At 44.8% G+C, this 18,889-nt stretch carries 14 protein-coding genes and 2 pseudogenes; 12 read left to right on the top strand and 4 right to left on the bottom strand.

Annotated features, from left to right (window positions below; all coding sequences use genetic code 11):
• The first annotated feature begins 130 nt into the window (after positions 1–130).
• The 3 genes and pseudogenes from P7F88_RS00415 to trmL all read left to right on the top strand — a co-directional run bounded on the left by P7F88_RS00415 (position 131) and on the right by trmL (position 2,757).
• Positions 131–817, top strand: coding sequence for a response regulator (locus P7F88_RS00415; protein ID WP_277821398.1), 687 nt, complete (start codon positions 131–133; stop codon positions 815–817).
• Complete coding sequence (cpxA, locus tag P7F88_RS00410; RefSeq protein ID WP_277821397.1) at positions 817–2,190, top strand: envelope stress sensor histidine kinase CpxA; 1,374 nt, start codon at positions 817–819, stop codon at positions 2,188–2,190. Before P7F88_RS00415 ends, cpxA begins: the two co-directional genes overlap by 1 nt.
• 88 nt (positions 2,191–2,278) lie before the next feature.
• A pseudogene (gene trmL / locus P7F88_RS00405) lies at positions 2,279–2,757 on the top strand (tRNA (uridine(34)/cytosine(34)/5-carboxymethylaminomethyluridine(34)-2'-O)-methyltransferase TrmL).
• A 65-nt stretch (positions 2,758–2,822) separates the two neighbouring features.
• On the opposite strand, the gene P7F88_RS00400 reads toward trmL, so the two are convergent.
• Positions 2,823–3,359 carry an FxsA family protein gene (locus P7F88_RS00400; protein WP_277821396.1) on the bottom strand — a complete coding sequence of 179 codons (537 nt, stop codon included), beginning with the start codon at positions 3,357–3,359 and terminating at the stop codon, positions 2,823–2,825.
• Positions 3,360–3,568: 209 nt separating this feature from the next.
• Between P7F88_RS00400 and aspA the strand changes: the two genes are divergently transcribed.
• From aspA to P7F88_RS00365, 7 genes are all read left to right on the top strand, one after another.
• The gene (aspA, locus tag P7F88_RS00395) at positions 3,569–5,008 is read left to right on the top strand and encodes an aspartate ammonia-lyase (RefSeq protein ID WP_277821395.1); all 1,440 of its coding nucleotides are present in this window, start codon (positions 3,569–3,571) and stop codon (positions 5,006–5,008) included.
• Between the two features lie 146 nt (positions 5,009–5,154).
• Positions 5,155–6,936 (top strand): protein-disulfide reductase DsbD, encoded by a 1,782-nt coding sequence (locus P7F88_RS00390; protein WP_277821394.1) that lies wholly within the window; start codon positions 5,155–5,157, stop codon positions 6,934–6,936.
• Between the two features lie 258 nt (positions 6,937–7,194).
• On the top strand, positions 7,195–7,830 hold the full coding sequence (locus P7F88_RS00385) for a response regulator transcription factor (protein WP_277821393.1): 636 nt from the start codon (positions 7,195–7,197) through the stop codon (positions 7,828–7,830).
• A 189-nt stretch (positions 7,831–8,019) separates the two neighbouring features.
• A complete protein-coding gene (locus tag P7F88_RS00380; RefSeq protein WP_277821392.1) occupies positions 8,020–8,286 on the top strand; it encodes a DUF4212 domain-containing protein in 267 nt (88 codons plus the stop codon).
• Between the two features lie 12 nt (positions 8,287–8,298).
• Positions 8,299–10,002 carry a sodium:solute symporter family protein gene (locus P7F88_RS00375; RefSeq protein ID WP_277821391.1) on the top strand — a complete coding sequence of 568 codons (1,704 nt, stop codon included), beginning with the start codon at positions 8,299–8,301 and terminating at the stop codon, positions 10,000–10,002.
• A 160-nt stretch (positions 10,003–10,162) separates the two neighbouring features.
• Positions 10,163–10,822 carry an oxidase gene (locus P7F88_RS00370; RefSeq protein WP_277821390.1) on the top strand — a complete coding sequence of 220 codons (660 nt, stop codon included), beginning with the start codon at positions 10,163–10,165 and terminating at the stop codon, positions 10,820–10,822.
• A gap of 10 nt (positions 10,823–10,832) precedes the next feature.
• Positions 10,833–11,441 carry an NUDIX hydrolase gene (locus tag P7F88_RS00365; RefSeq protein ID WP_277821389.1) on the top strand — a complete coding sequence of 203 codons (609 nt, stop codon included), beginning with the start codon at positions 10,833–10,835 and terminating at the stop codon, positions 11,439–11,441.
• On the opposite strand, the pseudogene P7F88_RS25710 reads toward P7F88_RS00365, so the two are convergent.
• The 3 genes and pseudogenes from P7F88_RS25710 to P7F88_RS00355 form a co-directional block, all read right to left on the bottom strand.
• Positions 11,438–13,438 (bottom strand): annotated as a pseudogene (locus tag P7F88_RS25710) (hybrid sensor histidine kinase/response regulator); the annotation flags it as partial. The gene P7F88_RS00365 and the pseudogene P7F88_RS25710 overlap by 4 nt on opposite strands.
• A 710-nt stretch (positions 13,439–14,148) precedes the next feature.
• The gene (locus P7F88_RS25705; protein WP_422127209.1) at positions 14,149–14,877 is read right to left on the bottom strand and encodes an SLC5/6 family protein; all 729 of its coding nucleotides are present in this window, start codon (positions 14,875–14,877) and stop codon (positions 14,149–14,151) included.
• Between the two features lie 80 nt (positions 14,878–14,957).
• The gene (locus P7F88_RS00355) at positions 14,958–16,124 is read right to left on the bottom strand and encodes a 3-phenylpropionate MFS transporter (RefSeq protein ID WP_277821388.1); all 1,167 of its coding nucleotides are present in this window, start codon (positions 16,122–16,124) and stop codon (positions 14,958–14,960) included.
• Positions 16,125–16,388: 264 nt separating this feature from the next.
• Between P7F88_RS00355 and P7F88_RS00350 the strand changes: the two genes are divergently transcribed.
• A complete protein-coding gene (locus tag P7F88_RS00350; RefSeq protein ID WP_277821387.1) occupies positions 16,389–18,215 on the top strand; it encodes a DUF294 nucleotidyltransferase-like domain-containing protein in 1,827 nt (608 codons plus the stop codon).
• A complete protein-coding gene (locus P7F88_RS00345; RefSeq protein ID WP_277821386.1) occupies positions 18,215–18,850 on the top strand; it encodes a 3'-5' exonuclease in 636 nt (211 codons plus the stop codon). The genes P7F88_RS00350 and P7F88_RS00345 overlap by 1 nt, the downstream gene beginning before the upstream one ends.
• Positions 18,851–18,889: the final 39 nt, after the last annotated feature.

Raw genomic sequence — 18,889 nt, 5'->3', positions numbered from 1 at the left:
AGATTACGATTTCCTGAGTAAAGCAACGTATAGAGATCGTAAAGATACGTAAAGAGAGAAGAAGTGGTTAATTTTCTCATTAAGATCAGTAATACTGAAATCAAGAGAATCTGGCGGAGTAAGCTTTACCATGGCAAATATATTATTAGTGGATGACGATACAGAACTAACCAGTCTGCTTAAAGAGGTGCTTACCTTTGAAGGCTTTACGGTAACAGAAGCTAATGATGGTGAAGCAGGGCTAAAAGCAGTCAATGAAGATATCGATTTAATTTTGCTGGACGTCATGATGCCCAGAATGAGCGGAACCGACATGCTGAAAAAGCTAAGAGAACACTGGGAAACTCCGGTTCTTATGCTGACAGCAAAAGGGGAAGAGATCGATCGTGTAATCGGGCTAGAGCTTGGGGCAGACGATTACCTGCCTAAACCGTTCAGTGACAGAGAACTTCTTGCCCGAATAAAAGCGATTTTGCGTCGTACTCAGGCAGGTAACGGTTCAAAGTCGGGAGATTGCATTCAATATCAGGATATAAAAGTGTACCCAGGCAAACAGGAAGCTTACTGCGCAGATGCACTGATAGAACTTACTACCACTGAATTTTCACTACTGGCGCACTTTATTCAGAATCCAGGAGAAACGTTAACAAAAGAGCAATTGAGCCTGGATGTTCTTGGAAAGCGTCTGGCACCATTTGATCGAGCCATAGATATGCATGTATCTAACCTACGTAAAAAACTCCCGGAACGTAGCGATGGAAAACCCAGAATCAAAACCCTGCGAGGTCGTGGTTATCTATTAATTGAGGAAAACTGATGCGGTTACCCAAGTTTTCAAATCTTTACGGGCGAATCTTCGCTATTTTCTGGTTTACCATGTTTGTAGTGCTCATTGGTGTTGTTGTCACTTCCAATTTAGATCCCAGAGAAACCCACTCTGCGCATAAAAACAATATTCGAAAACTCGAAGAGATAGCTCATTTTTTAGAGTCAAAGTTCGCTCACGAACAAAACCTAGATTATGTCTTATCCCGAATTAACAATAATCGCCGCAAAGACGATGATAAACCCGTTATCTACTTCACCGACCAATACGGAAATCTGGTGGGCGATTATGGAAAGATGAAATCAAGGGCGATACAAAATTTCATCACCAGTATGGATACGTTCAGTAAACCTCAACAGCGACAATACGGACGTTTCATGGTTGCAGGCCCAGTTGCTGTCCGTATAGCAAATACCGATCTGTACATGTTTGTTGGTGATAAGCAAGAGCTGCCTGCACCCTTTTTGATTCAACTATTAGACAGCCCGTTTAAACTTTTGCTTACTGTTATGCTGATTAGTACTCCCTTTCTACTGTGGTTAGCGTGGGCACTAAGCAAACCAGCAAGAAAACTAGAAAGCGCTGCTCGAAGAGTCGCTAATGGTGAATTTGTAGAAGATCCTTCTCTTGAAGTCGGCAGTACAGAGTTCAAACAAGCAGGTGCTGCATTTAACCAGATGGTGCTTGCTGTAAATGGCATGATTTCAGGTAACCAGAGATTGCTGTCGGATATTTCTCATGAGCTTCGCTCTCCTCTGACTCGCCTGAGAATGGCAAATGCGCTAGCAAAAAGAAAACTTGGCGAAAGTGATGAACTTAATCGCATTGACACAGAAGCCGAGCGATTAGAAAAGATGATCGCCGAACTGCTAGAACTATCCAGAATGCAGGTCAACAGCCACCAGGTGAGAGAGGCACATACGGCCACTGAACTATGGGAGGAGCTGGTAAAAGATGCAGAGTTTGAAGCAGAACAGGTAGGGAAAAAACTCACTTATAGTTCCATTCCTAACTGCACCATAGTTGGTAATCCTAATCTTCTGATGAGCGCGGTCGAGAATATTATTCGAAACGCTATTCATTACAGTGAAAGCCAGATAAGAGTTACCTTTGAGCATCAGGAAAACTCATTGAAAGTGACAGTTGAAGATAATGGAGAAGGTGTTCCTGAAACGGAACTAACAGAGATATTCCGACCTTTTTATCGCGTCTCTTTTGCCCGAGACAGAAACTCTGGCGGCGCTGGTTTAGGGCTAGCGATTACAGAGAGTGCCATTAGGCAACACAACGGTTCTATCGAAGCATCAAGAAGCGAACTAGGCGGATTGAAAGTCGAGATTCAGCTGCCTACTCAACAACACTAACCCCTTCTTATTGAGTGATCCGGCATATGTTCAGCCGGATCGTCTTGCTATATACTTCTTCAACTTTCTCAAATACAAAAACACTCTCATGCTAGATATTGCTTTATACGAACCTGAAATAGCGCCGAATACCGGAAACATCATAAGATTATGTGCAAACTGCGGGGCTAACCTGCACTTGATTGAGCCTCTGGGCTTTGATCTTGAAGAAAAAAGGTACGACGCGCCGGACTTGACTACCATGACCTGGCAAGAGTAAAGCGCCATAAAAGCTTAGAGGCATTTATTGAGTATCTGGAAAATGAGCGTGATGGTGAGTATAGACTGATTGCCTGTACAACGAAGACAACCGGCCATCATATCGATGCAGATTTTAAAGAGAGTGATGTATTGCTTTTTGGTCCGGAAACGCGAGGTTTACCCGCTGAACTGATCGAAAGCCTGCCAATGGATCAACGTATTCGAATTCCTATGGTTCCAGATAGCCGCAGCCTGAACCTGTCTAATGCTGTAGCAATTATCGCTTTTGAAGCATGGAGACAGCTGGGATTTGAAGGTGCTGTATAACTGCTCTTAAGAGATCCCGGACAATTGCTTTGGCAATTTCCGGGATGACGATGGAATTAGCGAAACTAATTCAGCCTGTTGTTATCACCGTTCTTGTCTTCACCGTCTTTACGTTCGAACTCACCTTCAAAGGTATTTCCATCATCATTAGGATTTCTGAACGGATCATTCTGTTCAAACGGGTTTTGGCCAAAACCACCGTGTGCATGAAAGCCCCCACTCTGGAAACCGCCGCCAGATATGGTATTCACTTTTACCCGAGCCATAATCTGTTTTGCCAAAGCCGCCCTTGGTGCTGGCAGCAATACAATCATACCAAAAGCGTCGGTCATAAAGCCCGGAGTAAGAAGAAGCACCCCGGAAACGGCTAACATAACACCTTCCAGAATTTGCTGAGCAGGTAACTCACCTTCCTGAAGTCTGCTTTGAACAGACATTAAAGTCTGCAATCCCTGGCTACGGACCAGCGACGCACCAACAAATGCGGTAAGCAATACTAGGCCGACGGTAGGCCACAACCCAAGAAAACCACCAACTTGAATAAACAATCCAATTTCAATAATTGGAACAAAGATAAACAGCAGCAATAAAACAGGAAACACGAGCTCTCCTTCAATAAACCAATATAGTCGTTGTCTCTCTTAGTCTACGCGAAACTCGAGGATCAAACACAAATATTACTTAAATTTACGATCTATCGGGAAAATAGCTAAACGCTGACAAAAATAGTGATCCTTTTGCTATTTCCATCCAAATTATTAGCTATTATCTGTCTGAAATAACGAGATTTTATTATCACAAGGTTACCCGTATGACTAAATCTACTTCAAATAATAATGCAACGCGCATCGAACATGACTTGTTAGGCGAACGTCATGTTCCGGTAAATGCTTATTACGGTATTCATACTCTGCGAGCTATTGAGAACTTTAATATCTCAGATAAAAGCATCTCAGATGTGCCCGAATTTGTTCGCGGTATGGTTATGACCAAAAAGGCCGCAGCTATGGCGAATAAGGAGTTAAATGTCATTCCCGCTGATATTGCAGACTACATTATCAAGGCTTGTGATGTCATCCTTGAAACAGGGAAATGCATGGATCAGTTTCCGTCTGATGTATTTCAGGGTGGTGCCGGAACTTCAGTGAACATGAATGCCAACGAAGTGATATCAAACCTCGCTCTTGAGTTGATGGGGAAAGAAAAAGGTCAGTACGAACTTATAAACCCAAATGATCACGTAAATAAAAGCCAGTCCACAAACTGTGCCTACCCCACTGGTTTCCGTATTGCGGTATATAACAGCATTCAAACTCTGATTGATTCTGTGGAATACCTGAAAGGGTCGCTTGATCAGAAAAGCGACGAGTTTTCTACAGTTCTGAAGATGGGACGAACCCAGTTGCAAGATGCGGTTCCAATGACGGTTGGTCAAGAATTTAAAGCTTATGCGGTAACCATTGAAGAAGAGATAAGAAACCTCAATTACACAGCCAAACTTCTCCTCGAAGTAAACCTGGGTGCTACCGCTATCGGTACTGGCCTTAATGCGGCCGAAGGATATCAGGAGCTCGCTGTGAAACGTCTCGCGCAAGTAACAGGGCTTGACTGTGTTCCTGCTGAAAACCTGATCGAAGCAACCTCCGACTGCGGTGCTTATGTGATGGTTCATGGTGCATTAAAACGCCTTGCCGTTAAGCTTTCCAAGATCTGTAACGATCTGCGTCTACTATCATCTGGTCCGCGTGCTGGCCTGAACGAAATCAACCTGCCTGAACTACAGGCTGGCTCATCGATTATGCCCGCTAAAGTAAACCCGGTTGTACCTGAAGTGGTGAATCAGGTTTGTTTTAAGGTGCTTGGTAACGACACATCCATCTCATTCGCCGCCGAAGGTGGACAACTGCAACTAAATGTTATGGAACCAGTGATTGCCCAGTGTATGTTTGAGTCTCTGGATATTCTGGCAAATGCGTGCGTAAATCTGCGTGATAAGTGCATTGATGGCATTACCGTAAACAAAGAGGTTTGCGAGTCTTATGTATTTAACTCCATCGGTATTGTTACATATCTGAATCCGTATATCGGCCACCATGAAGGCGATATCGTCGGTAAAATTTGTGCCGAAACAGGCAAGAGTGTACGGGAAGTCGTTCTTGAACGAGGACTGCTTACAGCAGAAGAGTTAGATAGCATATTCTCAACCGAGAACCTGATGAAACCACAGTACAAAGCGAAACGTTACAACTAAAGTTTCTGGCATTAACACTAAAGGGGAAGTATCGCTTCCCCTTTTTGCGTCCTGTTCACTATTTTTCCGTATTCTTTCTAGTATGATGGAAAGAATTTCCGGCTCTTAGTGGTCTTATAAGCATCTCTGTAAATATGTAGTAACTTATGCGCGCATTTATCTCGATTTTATTGTTAGGGTTAATCAGTTTTTCTTTCCCTTCCTATGCACTGTTTGGAAACAACGACTCAACCGCATTCGGTAATAGCAAGTCAGAGTTTGTGACTGTCGATCAGGCTTTCCCCTTTGCCGCGGCTCAGGTCAATGACAAGGTATTCGTTGACTGGGATGTTCTGGACGGTTACTACCTTTATCAGCATAGACTTTCCATATCCATTGAAAACGGTGCTATTGGAGAGTTTGTACTTGAAGATGGCGAACCCTACAAAGACGAGTTTTTTGGTGCGGTAAATATCTACAACCAACCTTTGCATATTCAGGTACCACTTACTTCTGTCTCAGAAAACGGCAAGCTAATTGTTCAGTATCAGGGATGCGCCAAGGCGGGATTCTGCTACCCTCCTGAAACTAAAGTAATTCCATTAACAGCTATTACTGCATCTGGAACCCCTGCATCAGGTTCATCAGTTAAAGCTGCGACCCTAGCTTCACCGACAAATAATTCAACGCCAAAAACACAAGAATCATCGCTTGCAGGTCAGTTAGAAGATAACTGGTGGACTCCATTCCTGTTTCTTGCGTTAGGTATCGGGCTTGCCTTTACACCTTGTGTTTTCCCTATGTACCCAATTCTTACCGGAATTGTTTTGGGCGGTGGCAAATTAAGTCAATCCAGAGCTCTGACCCTCTCTTTTGTTTATGTTCAAGGAATGGCACTGACCTACACACTCCTGGGCCTGGTAGTTGCTTCTGCGGGCCTACAGTTCCAGGCTGCTCTACAGCATCCGTATGTTTTGGTTGGTATCAGCGTTATGTTTGTCCTTCTGGCATTGTCGATGTTTGGTGTATATACCATTCAACTTCCAAGCTCAGTACAGACCTGGCTAAATAATCAAAGCAACAAACAGACTGGCGGTAGCATGACCGGTGTGTTTGCAATGGGCGCTATTTCAGGCCTGGTTTGTTCACCATGCACAACCGCCCCACTTTCCGGTGCACTTCTCTATGTTGCACAAAGTGGCGATCTGGTTACTGGCGGCGTCGCTTTATACGCACTGGGGCTGGGAATGGGTATTCCTTTGATGATTGTTGCTGTGTTCGGCAATAAGTTACTTCCTAAGGCCGGAGCATGGATGGACAGAGTAAAAATCCTGTTTGGCTTTATCCTTCTTGCGGCACCGATCTTCTTCCTTGAAAGACTCATTCCTGAAAGCTGGGCAATAACCCTATGGGGTGCGCTCGGTGTGGCAACATGCGGCTGGCTATACCATGTTAAAAACAGCCTCGAATTTGGCGGTTGGAGACAGAGCCTTGTCGGTATCATCGCTGTTCTCGGTATCGTTGGTTCTGCTGTTCCGGTATACAACCATTGGACAGGCCAAACAAACACCTATGAGCCACAAGTAGAGTTTATCCGGGTTGCATCTCTTGATGAACTGGAAGAGCAACTAGTGCTAGCCAATAAAGCAAACAAACCCGTTATGCTGGATCTCTATGCCGACTGGTGCGTCGCGTGTAAAGAGTTTGAAAAGTACACCTTCCATACCCCGGAAGTGGAGGCTAAGCTGAAGAACTTTATTCTTCTACAGGCCGACGTAACAAAAAACAGCCCACAAGATGTGGAGATCTTCAAAAAACTAAAAGTGATGGGGCTACCAACTATCGACTTCTGGGATAGCAAGGGTAACTATCACTCCAACGCCCGCCTGACTGGTTTTATGGAAGCTGAGCCTTTCTTAGATCATATAAAGAATCAACAAATTAACTAGTATCATCCATCTTTGAAGTGAGGGTGTGGGATGATATTTCAAAGCCTACTTGCCAGGACGGCAAGTCGGAGCCCCATGGACGGGTTCATGCGACTTTGAAATATTGTCCTACACCTTCACCTATCAGCAACGTTAATAAGTTGTAAATAAAACTAGACCCCTCTCAGACTTTTCGCGCTCAAATATTGTCCATTTTTCAAAACCATACAATACTTAGTGAAGTGCTATTTTAGCCCCAGAAACTAAGGTTATAACGTCATGGATTCGACCCATACAATTATAATTGCTGACGATCATCCGCTATTTAGAAATGCGCTTTTTCAGTCAGTACATATGGCAATCAGCGGAGCTAACTTACTTGAAGCAGATTCCCTTGATGCCCTATTGGCTTTGCTACAAAAAGAAGATGAACCCGATCTCCTGCTACTTGATTTAAAAATGCCTGGTGCAAACGGCATGTCCGGCCTGATTCACTTACGTGCAGAATACCCGGATTTACCTATTGTTGTTATCTCTGCCAGTGAAGAACCTAGCGTGGTCAGTCAAGTCAAGAGCCATGGCGCTTTTGGCTTTATTCCAAAATCCAGCGATATGCGTGCACTGATCAGCGCGCTAAACCAGGTACTCAACGGAGACCCATTCTTCCCAGAAGAACTGTTGAAGAATAGCCAGGCATGTAATGACTTAGCAGAAAAAATCGCATCTTTGACACCACAACAATACAAGGTGCTCGGTATGCTGTCCGATGGCCTGCTCAATAAACAGATTGCCTATGAGCTAAATGTCTCTGAAGCCACGATCAAAGCTCATATGACAGCAATCTTTCGCAAGTTAGGGGTACAAAATCGTACTCAGGCAGTCATTCTTCTTCAGCAACTAGAGCCTGAAAGTTAGACCTTAGGCTAAGTTAACATTTATTTAACACTTCGTTTTTACAACAAACCTATCAAAAACGCCCGTTTTCAGGGCGTTTTTCTATTTTTGTCCCCGACTAAAGTTGGACTGAGATCTTTTATAAGGCCTGCTAATCTAAATTCCGTAACAGTTTGTTAACACCAAATAACGAAACGGAAGGAGAAGGCCATGTCATTCGAATCCTCGGATCACGCACAAGCCTACTGGAAGGAAAACCTGACCATAATGGGTACTCTACTGGCAATCTGGTTCATTGTTTCTTACGGAGCAGGGATCTTATTTGTCGACGCACTAAACGCAATCCAAATCGGTGGTTTTAAACTTGGATTCTGGTTTGCACAGCAAGGCGCAATATACACATTTGTTGCTTTGATCTTTGTTTACGTTTGGCGCATGAACGCGCTCGACAAGAAGTACAACGTACAGGAAGACTAAGAGGTTATAGAAATGGATATTCAAACTTGGACGTTTATTCTTGTTGGTATTACATTCGCACTGTATATCGGCATTGCAATCTGGGCTCGCGCTGGCTCAACAAGTGAGTTCTACGTTGCAGGTGGTGGTGTACACCCTGTAGCGAACGGTATGGCGACAGCCGCTGACTGGATGTCGGCAGCATCGTTCATCTCAATGGCAGGTATCATCTCTTTCATCGGTTACGATGGCGGTGTTTACCTAATGGGTTGGACAGGTGGTTATGTACTACTTGCTCTTTGTCTTGCTCCTTACTTGCGTAAGTTTGGTAAGTTCACCGTGCCTGATTTTATCGGTGACCGTTACTACTCTAAAACAGCTCGTATGGTAGCGGTATTCTGTGCCATCTTCGTATCCTTTACTTACGTTGCGGGTCAAATGCGTGGGGTTGGCGTGGTATTCGCACGATTCCTGGAAGTTGATATCAACATGGGCATCATCATCGGTATGGGTGTTGTGTTCTTCTACGCTGTACTTGGTGGTATGAAAGGCATTACCTATACTCAGGTAGCTCAGTACTGTGTACTTATCTTCGCATTCATGGTTCCTGCAATCTTCACATCTTTGATGATGACTGGCACTCCTGTTCCACAATTAGGCTTTGGTTCTACCATGGCTGGCACCGATGTTTACCTACTGGATAAACTAGACGGACTGACTCAGGAGCTCGGCTTTACCGCCTATACCGACGGGTCAAAGAGTATGGTTGACGTATTCTTTATCTGTGCGGCTCTAATGGTTGGTACTGCGGGTCTTCCACACGTAATTATCCGCTTCTTTACCGTACCTAAAGTATCTGATGCACGTATCTCTGCAGGCTGGGCACTGGTATTTATCGCGTTCCTATACACAACTGCACCAGCAGTAGCAGCATTTGCTCGTGTAAACATGATCGATACTATCAACGGCCCTGACATGAAAGGTGTAGCAGCGGCAGAAGCACCAAGCTGGTATAAGAACTGGGAAAGCACGGGTCTTGTAGCGTGGGATGATAAGAACGGTGACGGCAAGATGTTCTACTCTGGCGATGACCGTAACGAAATGAAGATCAACCGAGACATCATCGTACTGGCTTCACCAGAACTGGCTAAACTTCCTAACTGGGTAGTAGCACTACTAGCAGCGGGTGGCTTGGCAGCGGCACTATCAACAGCCGCGGGTCTGCTACTGGTAATCTCGACATCCATATCCCACGACCTGTTGAAGAAAGGGTTTAAACCAGATATGACGGATAAACAGGAACTGCTCGCAGCCCGACTGGCAGCATTCTTCGCCATAGTGTGTGCAGGTTATCTGGGTATCAACCCACCGGGCTTCGTAGCACAGGTAGTAGCATTTGCGTTTGGACTGGCAGCATCGTCCTTCTTCCCTGCAATCATCCTGGGTATCTTCTATAAGAAGATGAACAAAGAAGGCGCAATCGCAGGTATGCTTTCAGGTATCGCATTTACAGCGGCTTACATCATCTACTTCAAGTTTGTAAACCCAGCTGCAAATACACCTGATAACTGGTGGTTCGGTATCAGCCCAGAAGGCATCGGTACTCTAGGTATGTGTGTAAACTTCACTGTATCAATCGTTGTTAACAAGTTTACTGCTGAAGTACCAGAAGATGTACAGGATATGGTTGAATCCATCCGTTATCCGAAGGGTGCAGGTGAAGCTCATAACCACTAATTGATACAATCTCTACAAAGGCCAGCATTCATACGCTGGCCTTTTTTCGATCTAACAGAATTCTGACCGAAAAATAAACTCCAACTCATTGATTGGGTTAAGTTTAACCATAGAATCGCTTGCGGTATATCCTTTGTAAATTTTCTTTCCGGAGCATTCCATGTCTTTTATAACGCTCGCTTTTCAGCAGACCTTTAACTGGCCCAAAATAATCCGCTACATCCTATGTGCAGCTATCCCGGCCACTCTTTTTTATGGCTTTTCTTTCAGTACATTATCAAACGAAGGATTTGAAACAATTGAAATAGTGCGAGATCCACTTCAGCAACTTGATGCTTCAAGTTTTCTGGGCTTTCTTTCTAACATAGGTAGTTGGATTTGGGTATCCAGCGTCGCTATCTGCTATTTCACCGCTTTCAATGTTGGTAGCAATTTCGACAAAAACAGAAAAGAACTGCTTATTCTGGTTGGTATGCTGCTTTCAGTGATTGCTGTTGATGACTTCTTCTTAATCCATGATCGCTATATCAATGAAAACATCTGCTATGCTGTGTATGCGGTTTGCGGTGGTTTATTGATGCTAAGACAATTTAAAACCATTCTGGAAATAGATGGTTTTGCATTTATGTGTGCAGGCGGTTTTCTGGCTGCTTCCATTGCTACCGATGTTGTTACCTGGCACCTTGAAACGCACCTTCACCTTACATACGATGCAATTCAGATAATGGAAGAAGGCTTTAAGTTTGTTGGTGCTGCAAGTTGGCTTTATTTCAGTACCAGAATCGCTTCTGATAGCCTGAATCTAAAATCAAAACAATAAGGAAGCCCCTATGCACTCTCTGATCAAAGAAATTCGGGCAATTGCCCAGACTGGCCTGCATTACGTCAAAGATCCCTTTGACAGAGAGCGCTACCAGCGCCTTGAAGCAATTAGTCATGAACTATATGCGATGTATAGTGATGCAGATATTGCGACTATCGAGAAGTTTTTCTTCCCTGAAAATGGTTATGCAACACCTAAGGTAGACTTACGTTGCTGCGTAATCAAAAACGATAATGTATTACTAGTCAAAGAAAAATCTGATGGTAAATGGACAATGCCAGGTGGATGGGCAGACCAAAACGAAGCCCCGCTAGAAGGTGTTATTCGAGAGGTAGAGGAAGAAGCCGGATATAAAGTCAAAAATTGCCGCTTGTACGCTATCAAAGATCGAGACCGCAATCCTTATTCGCCGAAGTTTCCTTATACCATCTATAAGCTATTCTTCGTTGCGGAGGCTGTTGAAGGTGACTTCAGTGAAAACACTGAAATATCCGAAATAGGCTTTTTCTCGCCAGACGATTTACCTGAACTTTCCATAGACAGAGTGCTGTATGAGGATATTGAAGCGGGCTTTAGAGCATTCAATCAATCCACCATTAAGGTCCATGTAGATTAAACAGAGCCTTTGACTCGATTGAGTATCGCTCTCAGTTTCAGAGGTTTTACGGGTTTAGCTATAAAATTAAACCCGTTCGTTTTTATCGCAGCCAGCATATCATCGCCTCTGTCAGCACTTATCACCACGCCTTCAAAGTTGTCACCTAAACGCAGTCTACACTGTTGAAGTACCTCTAGCCCGGTGCGGTCGTTGTCCAAACGATAATCAGAAAAAATCACATCCGGCTTCCAGCCATCTTCCAGACATTTCATACTCTCAACCAGATCATGAGCGGTTTTCACTTCACAGCCCCAACGGGTCAAAAGTTCATTCATTCCGACCAGGATGTCCGATTCATTGTCTACACACAGCACTCTGACACTTTGCAGCGCATCATCAACAACTGCTGTTTTTAGCTGGACAACCTTCTCTGCAACTTCACTTCGCTCTACAGTAACGGAAAAAACCGTACCTTCATCCGGCCAAGATCTTAATCCAATATCATGCCCCAACACATTTGAAATACCTTTTGCGATAGCAAGCCCTATCCCAAGTCCCTGAGATATATGATTAGCATCCCCACGAGTAAACTCGTCAAATATCGCTTCCTGCTTCTCAGGAACAATACCCATTCCGTTATCCCATACCTCGATTCTCACAGCCCCTTTAACTCTTCGGGCTCCAAGTAACACCTTCCCTCTAGGATTATATCTAAACGCATTGGTCAGGAAGTTCTGCAATATCCGTCGCAATAGTTTGGGATCAGAATGTACGATTAAGTTGCTAGATACCGTTTTAAACTCAACGGATTGCCCACCAGCCAAGGCACTGAACTCAGCATTCAGATTATTTAGTACGTCATTCAGTTCGAAGCTTTTAACATTCACATCCAGTTTTCCCGACTCCAGACGTGATATATCCAGCAAGTCTCCAATTAACTCTTCAGCAGCACCAAGCGCACTTTCAATATGGTTAGAAAACTTCTTACTCTCCGGCTCTGTTGCTGTTTCAGATAAGGACGAAGCAAACAGGCGAGCAGCGTTTAGAGGCTGCATCAGGTCGTGACTAACCGCAGCTAAGAAACGTGATTTAGACTGAGACTCAGTTTCTGCCCTTGTAGTAGCATTGACTAATCGTGCGTTAAGCTCTTCAAGTTCTTTGGTTCTTTCCCGGACTCTGGACTCCAGATTTTCATTTGCTTCCTTCAGTGCCTGCTCTGTCTGCCGGAATACCGTGATATCCGTAAAACTCATTACAAAGCCGCCACCAGGCATAGGATTCCCTTGCACCTCTATATGACGACCATCCGGATAGACTCGTGAAGATGTGTGTTGAGAGCCCTTTTCAAGATAATAAACCCGTTTTCTGACATGCTCTTCCGGGTCTCCCGGACCACATAAACCTATTTGCGCGTTATGGCGAATCACATCAGCAATCGGCCGCCCCACCTGTATGAGCCCAGGGGGAAATTCAAACAGCTCAAGATACCGCTGGTTCCATGCTACCAGCCGGAGCTGTTTATCAACGACCGTAATTCCCTGGCTAATATGCTCGATAGCCCCCTGTAACAAACCCCGACTAAAGTCATACAGTTCAGAAGCTTCGTCCACAATGGTAGCCACTTCTTCCAACTGCATCTTTTTGCCTTGCAACGCTGAAGTGAGTACCAATTTAGCGGATGAAGCTCCAAACACACCGGCAAGAAGCCGTTCGGTATGACGAATAAGTGCTGATGATGCCTGTTGGTTAGGGAGCAAGGTAGCCCCATTCTGACGGCCAAAGTTATTGAATGCACTTCTTGCTCTGGTTCTGCCAACAAACCTTGAAGCTAGTAACTCCAGTTCACTTACCGTTACCCGGCTTTGATATAAACTGACGTTTTCACTTTCAGGCAGAGGTGCACCGACAAATGCTGCCGACTGTAAGCGCTCACTTAGGTTTGAACGTGTAAGCAGTGAGACGATGATATAACCACTGAAATTTACCAGTCCGCTTAACGCCATCCCCCAGTCGGCGGAAGACATATTCCAACTGGCAAAAGGTTCGGGAGGTGAAGTAACCCAAATCAGAAAGTTAGTATCTTCCGTTCCCGCAAGCATTCCGGTTTGATCCATCAAGGTAATAAGCCAAACGGTGAAGCCTGCGAGCAGACCAACATAGACACCCTTTCGATTTCCCGCACGCCAATACATACCACCAACCAGTGCCGGAGCAAACTGAGCGATAGCAGCAAAGGAAAGCAGACCAATTACGGAAAGAGACTGGATATTATCCAAAGCCAGATAAAAGCCCCACGCTCCAAAAAGAATCAGCAAAATCAAAGCCCGGCGTATGTTCAGCAGCAAGCCTGATAGATGCTTGTGAGTTCTTTGAGCCAGGCGCATTCGTCTTAACAGAAGCGGGAGAACAAGGTCATTTGACATCATTATCGCTAGCGCTATGGTAGAAACTATTACCATTCCACTCGCCGCTGAAGTTCCCCCCAAATACGCAAGCAGAGCGATATCATTTGCGCCAACAGACAATGGCAGGCTAATAACATAGGTATCTGCCGGGCTGTTTGCCAGCAAACTCTGGCCTGCCCATGCGATAGGCAGAACAAACAAGCTCATTAATATCAGATACGTTGGGAACACTTTTCGCGCAACATGCAGATCCTGGGCTCTTTCGTTCTCCACAACCATGGTATGAAACTGCCTTGGAAGACAAATAATCGCAGCCATAGTCAACAGGGTATGAACCACAAGACCCGGCATATTAGGGGTTGATAAGTCTCTCTGGCGACTGAAAATAACGAGATTTCAGGGTTGTCGGCCAGAAGAAAGAGGATGAAAATCCCCACAATGAGAAAGGCAACCAGCTTAACGATAGATTCGAAGGCAACCGCCATCATCATACCGCGATGGTGTTCTGTATTGTCGATATGTCGGGTACCGAACAGCATGGTAAAAATAGCTAATGCGCCAACAACAAACCATGAGATATTGCTTTCCCCATATCCCAGGTGCGTGTTCAATCCAGGAGCAATAATATCCAGCCCCATGGTAATCCCCCGAAGTTGGAGCGCGATATACGGTAAGATACCCACCACTGCAATCAAGGTAACCATCACCGCAAGCCCCTGAGACTTGCCATATCTGGCAGCAATAAAGTCCGCAATTGAAGTAATATGCTCGCGCTTGGCAATCAGTATCATTCGGGCGAGAATCCGCCAGCCGAATACAAAGACGACGATGGGAGCGATATAGATAGGAAGAAAGGACCAAGGGTTATTACTCGCCTGACCGACTGTTCCGTAAAAAGTCCAGGAAGTACAATAAACTGCAATGGAAAGGCTATAAATCCACGGACGCCAATTAGACAGCCACTTAGTCTGTCTGTCGCCGTACCATGCAACTAAAAACAGTATCCCCAAATAAGCTAAAGATACCGGAACAACAATCCACCCTTGCATATTTACCTTCCCTGATAAACAAAAACCGGGGTATCAACCCCGGTTCTAAGTGTAGACAAAGATCTTAATAATTCAGCCAGTTAGCTCTGAATTTGTGGCTCCTGTGCAGGTTTCTTTGACTCGACACGAATAAAGCAGGCTATAAGTCCCATAACCGCCATCGCCCAGAACACATTTGCACCATAGTTTTCGTAACCCCAGCCACTAACGGTGGTCATTACTGCGATAACCGCTCCCATTGGAATTGCGTTATACAAAGCTTGCAAAGGCACCATCTGATTGGTCGGAGCTTTCTGGATAAACTGGATTGCTGCCAGGTGAGCCATTGCGAATGTTACGCCATGCAGAAGCTGTATCAGAACTAACGCCCAAATTTCGGTTGTACCCGCAGTTAAACACCAGCGCGCTAAGCAACCTAACGATGCAATAAAGAACATTCTCTGCAAGCTCCAGCCAGCGAATAGACGCTTCGCAGTCGCGAATACAGTAATCTCAGCAATTACTCCTAAGCTCCACAGATAGCCGATAATACTTTCTGCGTGCCCTGCTGCTTTCCAATGAATTGAGCTAAAGCTGTAATATGCAGAATGGCTACCGTGTATCAGAGAAATAACAATCAGAAATGCTAACACTTCTCTGTCTTTTAATAGAGAAAGTAACTTAGGCCTCTCAGAGTCAGCCGAAGACTCCGAGACTGGCATTGGATCGATTTTTCGCATAGAGAAAACAAAGCCAATAGCCATACCGAACAGAGCCGTATAGATGATCATATCTGAGCCAAACTGTGCAACCAGATAACCTACTACGCTTGAGCCGGCGATAAACGCAATGGATCCCCATAGACGAGTGCGCCCATAGTCTAATAACTTAAGCTTCGAGTAGTAGTTCGCCAAACCGTCACTAAGTGGAATCATCGGTCCGTAGCACATATTAAACAAAATCGTAGCGACAACCAGCATCCAGAAATTACCACCAGCAATCAGATGAAATCCAATAAATACAGCGGATAAAAGGCTAATTAGACGAATCGCTGGAAGTAAGTGCTCAACCTTGTGCAATCTAGGAGTAATAAATAGGTTGGCGATAAATCGGGTTGCAAAAGCTAACCCTAGAAGAAAGCCAATATCCGAAGCAGATATTCCTTGCCCTTCAAACCATAGCGCCCAAAAAGGCAGGTAAACGCCATAAGCAAAGAATGCCCCTAGAAAGTATTGTGAAATCCAGCCATAAGGTGACGGTGAAAACATAAATAATGCCCAAAAATGTTAAAGCCTAATTTAGACTAAGCCTAAAATACGGTTATAAAATTGCGCGTATTATGCTCTTGTTACCCGGGATTAAAAAGGGAACATTTGTCATTTTTTTGTTCCCTAATTCATATGCGACATACCGTATTTGACTGACCTAACGAGAGGAAATTACTACGTAAACATTAGACCAAAGTAGTCTGGAGGAAAGCCATATATTTGTCACACTTAAGGTAAGTTTTTCGGCAAGAAAAAGACGCTCCTATGCCTGATAAGTTCAACATGCAATCCCCGCCTTTTAATCGCCTGTCTGAAGGTCAGCAGCAGCGATTACGTTCATCTCTGGATGTCGCATATTATCGTGCCAAGGATGTTATTCTTAAGTCTGGTGAAGAGAGTCAGCACTTATACATTCTTATCAAAGGGGCTGTTGAGGAACGTTCAGCTGACGAGTCGGAGATATTTGCTCACTATGCTAATGACGACATATTCGATGTCCGCTCTCAGTTTGAAAACACCGTAAAACACCGATATGTAGCGCTGGAAGATACACTCTCTTACATGATGCCCAGGTCAGTCTTTCTCGAGTTATATAATGAGAATGGCGAGTTCGCCGCCTATTTCGACAACAACCTCGCGAAGAGACAAGAACTTATTGAAGCGGCACAGCAGCAGCAAAACCTCGCTGAGTTCATACTAACCAAGGTAGATAACTCTATCTATCACCCAGCTGTAACCCTGCCTTCAGATATGTCCCTCATCGAAGTCACTCGTTATTTGAAAGAGAAAGGGATTGATGCTGCGTTAATTGAGTTAAATGAAGACGATAGCAGACTTGAAGAAAAACCAAACGAGCACCCATACGGCATTGTGACACGAACCAACATGCTGCATGCGGTTATGCTGGAAGGTCATCCACTGGATACTAAGGTCGGAGATATCGCCACCTTCCCAGTATTTCATGTTGATGATGGTGACTTCCTGTTTAACGCCATGATTACCATGACCAAAAAACGCATGAAACGGGTCATGGTATGTGAAGGCAATAAAGCGGTCGGCATGTTGGATATGACCCAAATTCTAAGTGCCTTCTCAACCCATTCTCATGTACTGACGCTAAGTATTGCGCGTGCGACAACAATAGATGAGTTAGCACTAGCCGCAAACCGACAACGGAATCTGGTCGATAGTTTGCTGACTAACGGTATCCGCACCCGCTTTATTATGGAGCTGATATCAGCGGTCAACGAACAGATCATTGAGAAAGCATTTGAGCTAGTCGTTCCACCAGCGCTGCACGACGATATCTGCTTGATGGTTCTTGGGTCTGAGGGACGTGGCGAACAGATTCTAAAAACCGATCAGGACAACGCCATCATTATGAAAGATGGATTTCGCTGGCCGGATCATCGACCTATTCTGGATATTTTTACTCATACTCTTCAGCAACTGGGATACCCGCTTTGTCCCGGTAAAGTAATGGTCAACAATCCTGAGTGGGTCCAAAGCGAATCTGAATGGAAACAAACTATAACTGAGTGGGTTGAAGCCGCGCGACCAGAACAAGTGATGAAGCTAGCCATCGTAGCCGATGCTCATGCCGTTGCAGGGAACAAAGCGCTGCTTGAACCGATAAAACAGCACCTGAGTAACTTAATGGCCGATCAGGAACTGATACTGACCGAGTTTACCCGCCCAGCCCTAAACTTCTCGGTGCCGCTGACCTTATTCGGCAATGTTAAAAGCTCTAAAGAGGGTGTCGACCTTAAACAAGGCGGGATCTTCCCTATCGTACATGGCGTTCGGGCACTTAGCCTTGAGTACCAAATCATGGAGAACAATACCTTCGAGCGTATTGAAACACTAATGAGAAGAAAGGTACTGGAAAAAGAGACCGCAGATAACCTGACTGAAGCACTTAAACAGTTTTTCAAATTACGCCTAGCGCAACAGCTTTCTCAGCAGCACAGTCATAACAGCATTGATCTCAAACTACTGGATCGCACAGAACGAGATCTTCTTCGCCACAGCTTGCATGTTGTTAAGAAGTTCAAACAGTGGCTTGGCTATCACTATCAGATTAGAGAATAATGAACTGGCTTAAGCGTAAACTCTGGTACTACCGATTGAAGGATTCTCCTCATCGACACCTCTTTACGCCTTGCAAACATAAAGAGTATGTATCGCTGGATTGTGAGACCACTAGCCTGGATCCCCACCGGGCGGAGTTAGTCACCATCGCCGCAACCAAGATCATCGACAATAGAATCATAACTAGCGAACCGTTTTATGTACGCTTACGGGCACCACAATCTTTGGACTCAGGCTCGGTGCGCATTCATCGTATTCGCCATCAGGATTTAGTCGATGGCATGAGCGAAAAAGAAGCGATCAAAGCGCTACTTGAGTTCACCGGGAACCGACCTATGGTTGGCTACCATATCCACTACGATAAGACGATCCTTGATATCGCCTGCCAGAAACACTTTGGTTTCCCTATGCCAAATGAGTTGATCGAGGTGAGCCATATTTATCATGAAATGCTAGAAAAGCATCTACCAAATGCCTATTTTGACCTGAGCCTGGACGCCATCTGTAAGCACCTTGATCTCCCGCCTCAAGACAACAAACACGACGCCCTTCAGGATGCCATATCAGCAGCTTTAGTCTATGTTCGGCTTAGGTATGGCGACTTACCCGCTCTTACTTCTGCATATTTACGATAATTTTCAGCCTCATAAGGCAGATTGTCGACAATATTAATC

It is taken from the genome of Vibrio hannami (assembly GCF_029589055.1).
GTDB classification, from domain to species: domain Bacteria; phylum Pseudomonadota; class Gammaproteobacteria; order Enterobacterales; family Vibrionaceae; genus Vibrio; species Vibrio hannami.
The sequence above is the reverse complement of the archived record's forward strand: the minus strand, read 5'-3'. Positions and strand labels throughout refer to the sequence as shown.

Excerpts from the sequence above, each read along its gene's own strand:
- P7F88_RS00415 (WP_277821398.1), top strand. The coding sequence starts at position 131 with ATGGCAAATATATTATTAGTGGATGACGATACAGAACTAACCAGTCTG.
- cpxA (WP_277821397.1), top strand. The coding sequence starts at position 817 with ATGCGGTTACCCAAGTTTTCAAATCTTTACGGGCGAATCTTCGCTATT.
- aspA (WP_277821395.1), top strand. The coding sequence starts at position 3,569 with ATGACTAAATCTACTTCAAATAATAATGCAACGCGCATCGAACATGAC.
- P7F88_RS00390 (WP_277821394.1), top strand. The coding sequence starts at position 5,155 with ATGCGCGCATTTATCTCGATTTTATTGTTAGGGTTAATCAGTTTTTCT.
- P7F88_RS00385 (WP_277821393.1), top strand. The coding sequence starts at position 7,195 with ATGGATTCGACCCATACAATTATAATTGCTGACGATCATCCGCTATTT.
- P7F88_RS00380 (WP_277821392.1), top strand. The coding sequence starts at position 8,020 with ATGTCATTCGAATCCTCGGATCACGCACAAGCCTACTGGAAGGAAAAC.
- P7F88_RS00375 (WP_277821391.1), top strand. The coding sequence starts at position 8,299 with ATGGATATTCAAACTTGGACGTTTATTCTTGTTGGTATTACATTCGCA.
- P7F88_RS00370 (WP_277821390.1), top strand. The coding sequence starts at position 10,163 with ATGTCTTTTATAACGCTCGCTTTTCAGCAGACCTTTAACTGGCCCAAA.
- P7F88_RS00365 (WP_277821389.1), top strand. The coding sequence starts at position 10,833 with ATGCACTCTCTGATCAAAGAAATTCGGGCAATTGCCCAGACTGGCCTG.
- P7F88_RS25705 (WP_422127209.1), bottom strand. The coding sequence starts at position 14,877 with ATGCAAGGGTGGATTGTTGTTCCGGTATCTTTAGCTTATTTGGGGATA.
- P7F88_RS00355 (WP_277821388.1), bottom strand. The coding sequence starts at position 16,124 with ATGTTTTCACCGTCACCTTATGGCTGGATTTCACAATACTTTCTAGGG.
- P7F88_RS00350 (WP_277821387.1), top strand. The coding sequence starts at position 16,389 with ATGCCTGATAAGTTCAACATGCAATCCCCGCCTTTTAATCGCCTGTCT.
- P7F88_RS00345 (WP_277821386.1), top strand. The coding sequence starts at position 18,215 with ATGAACTGGCTTAAGCGTAAACTCTGGTACTACCGATTGAAGGATTCT.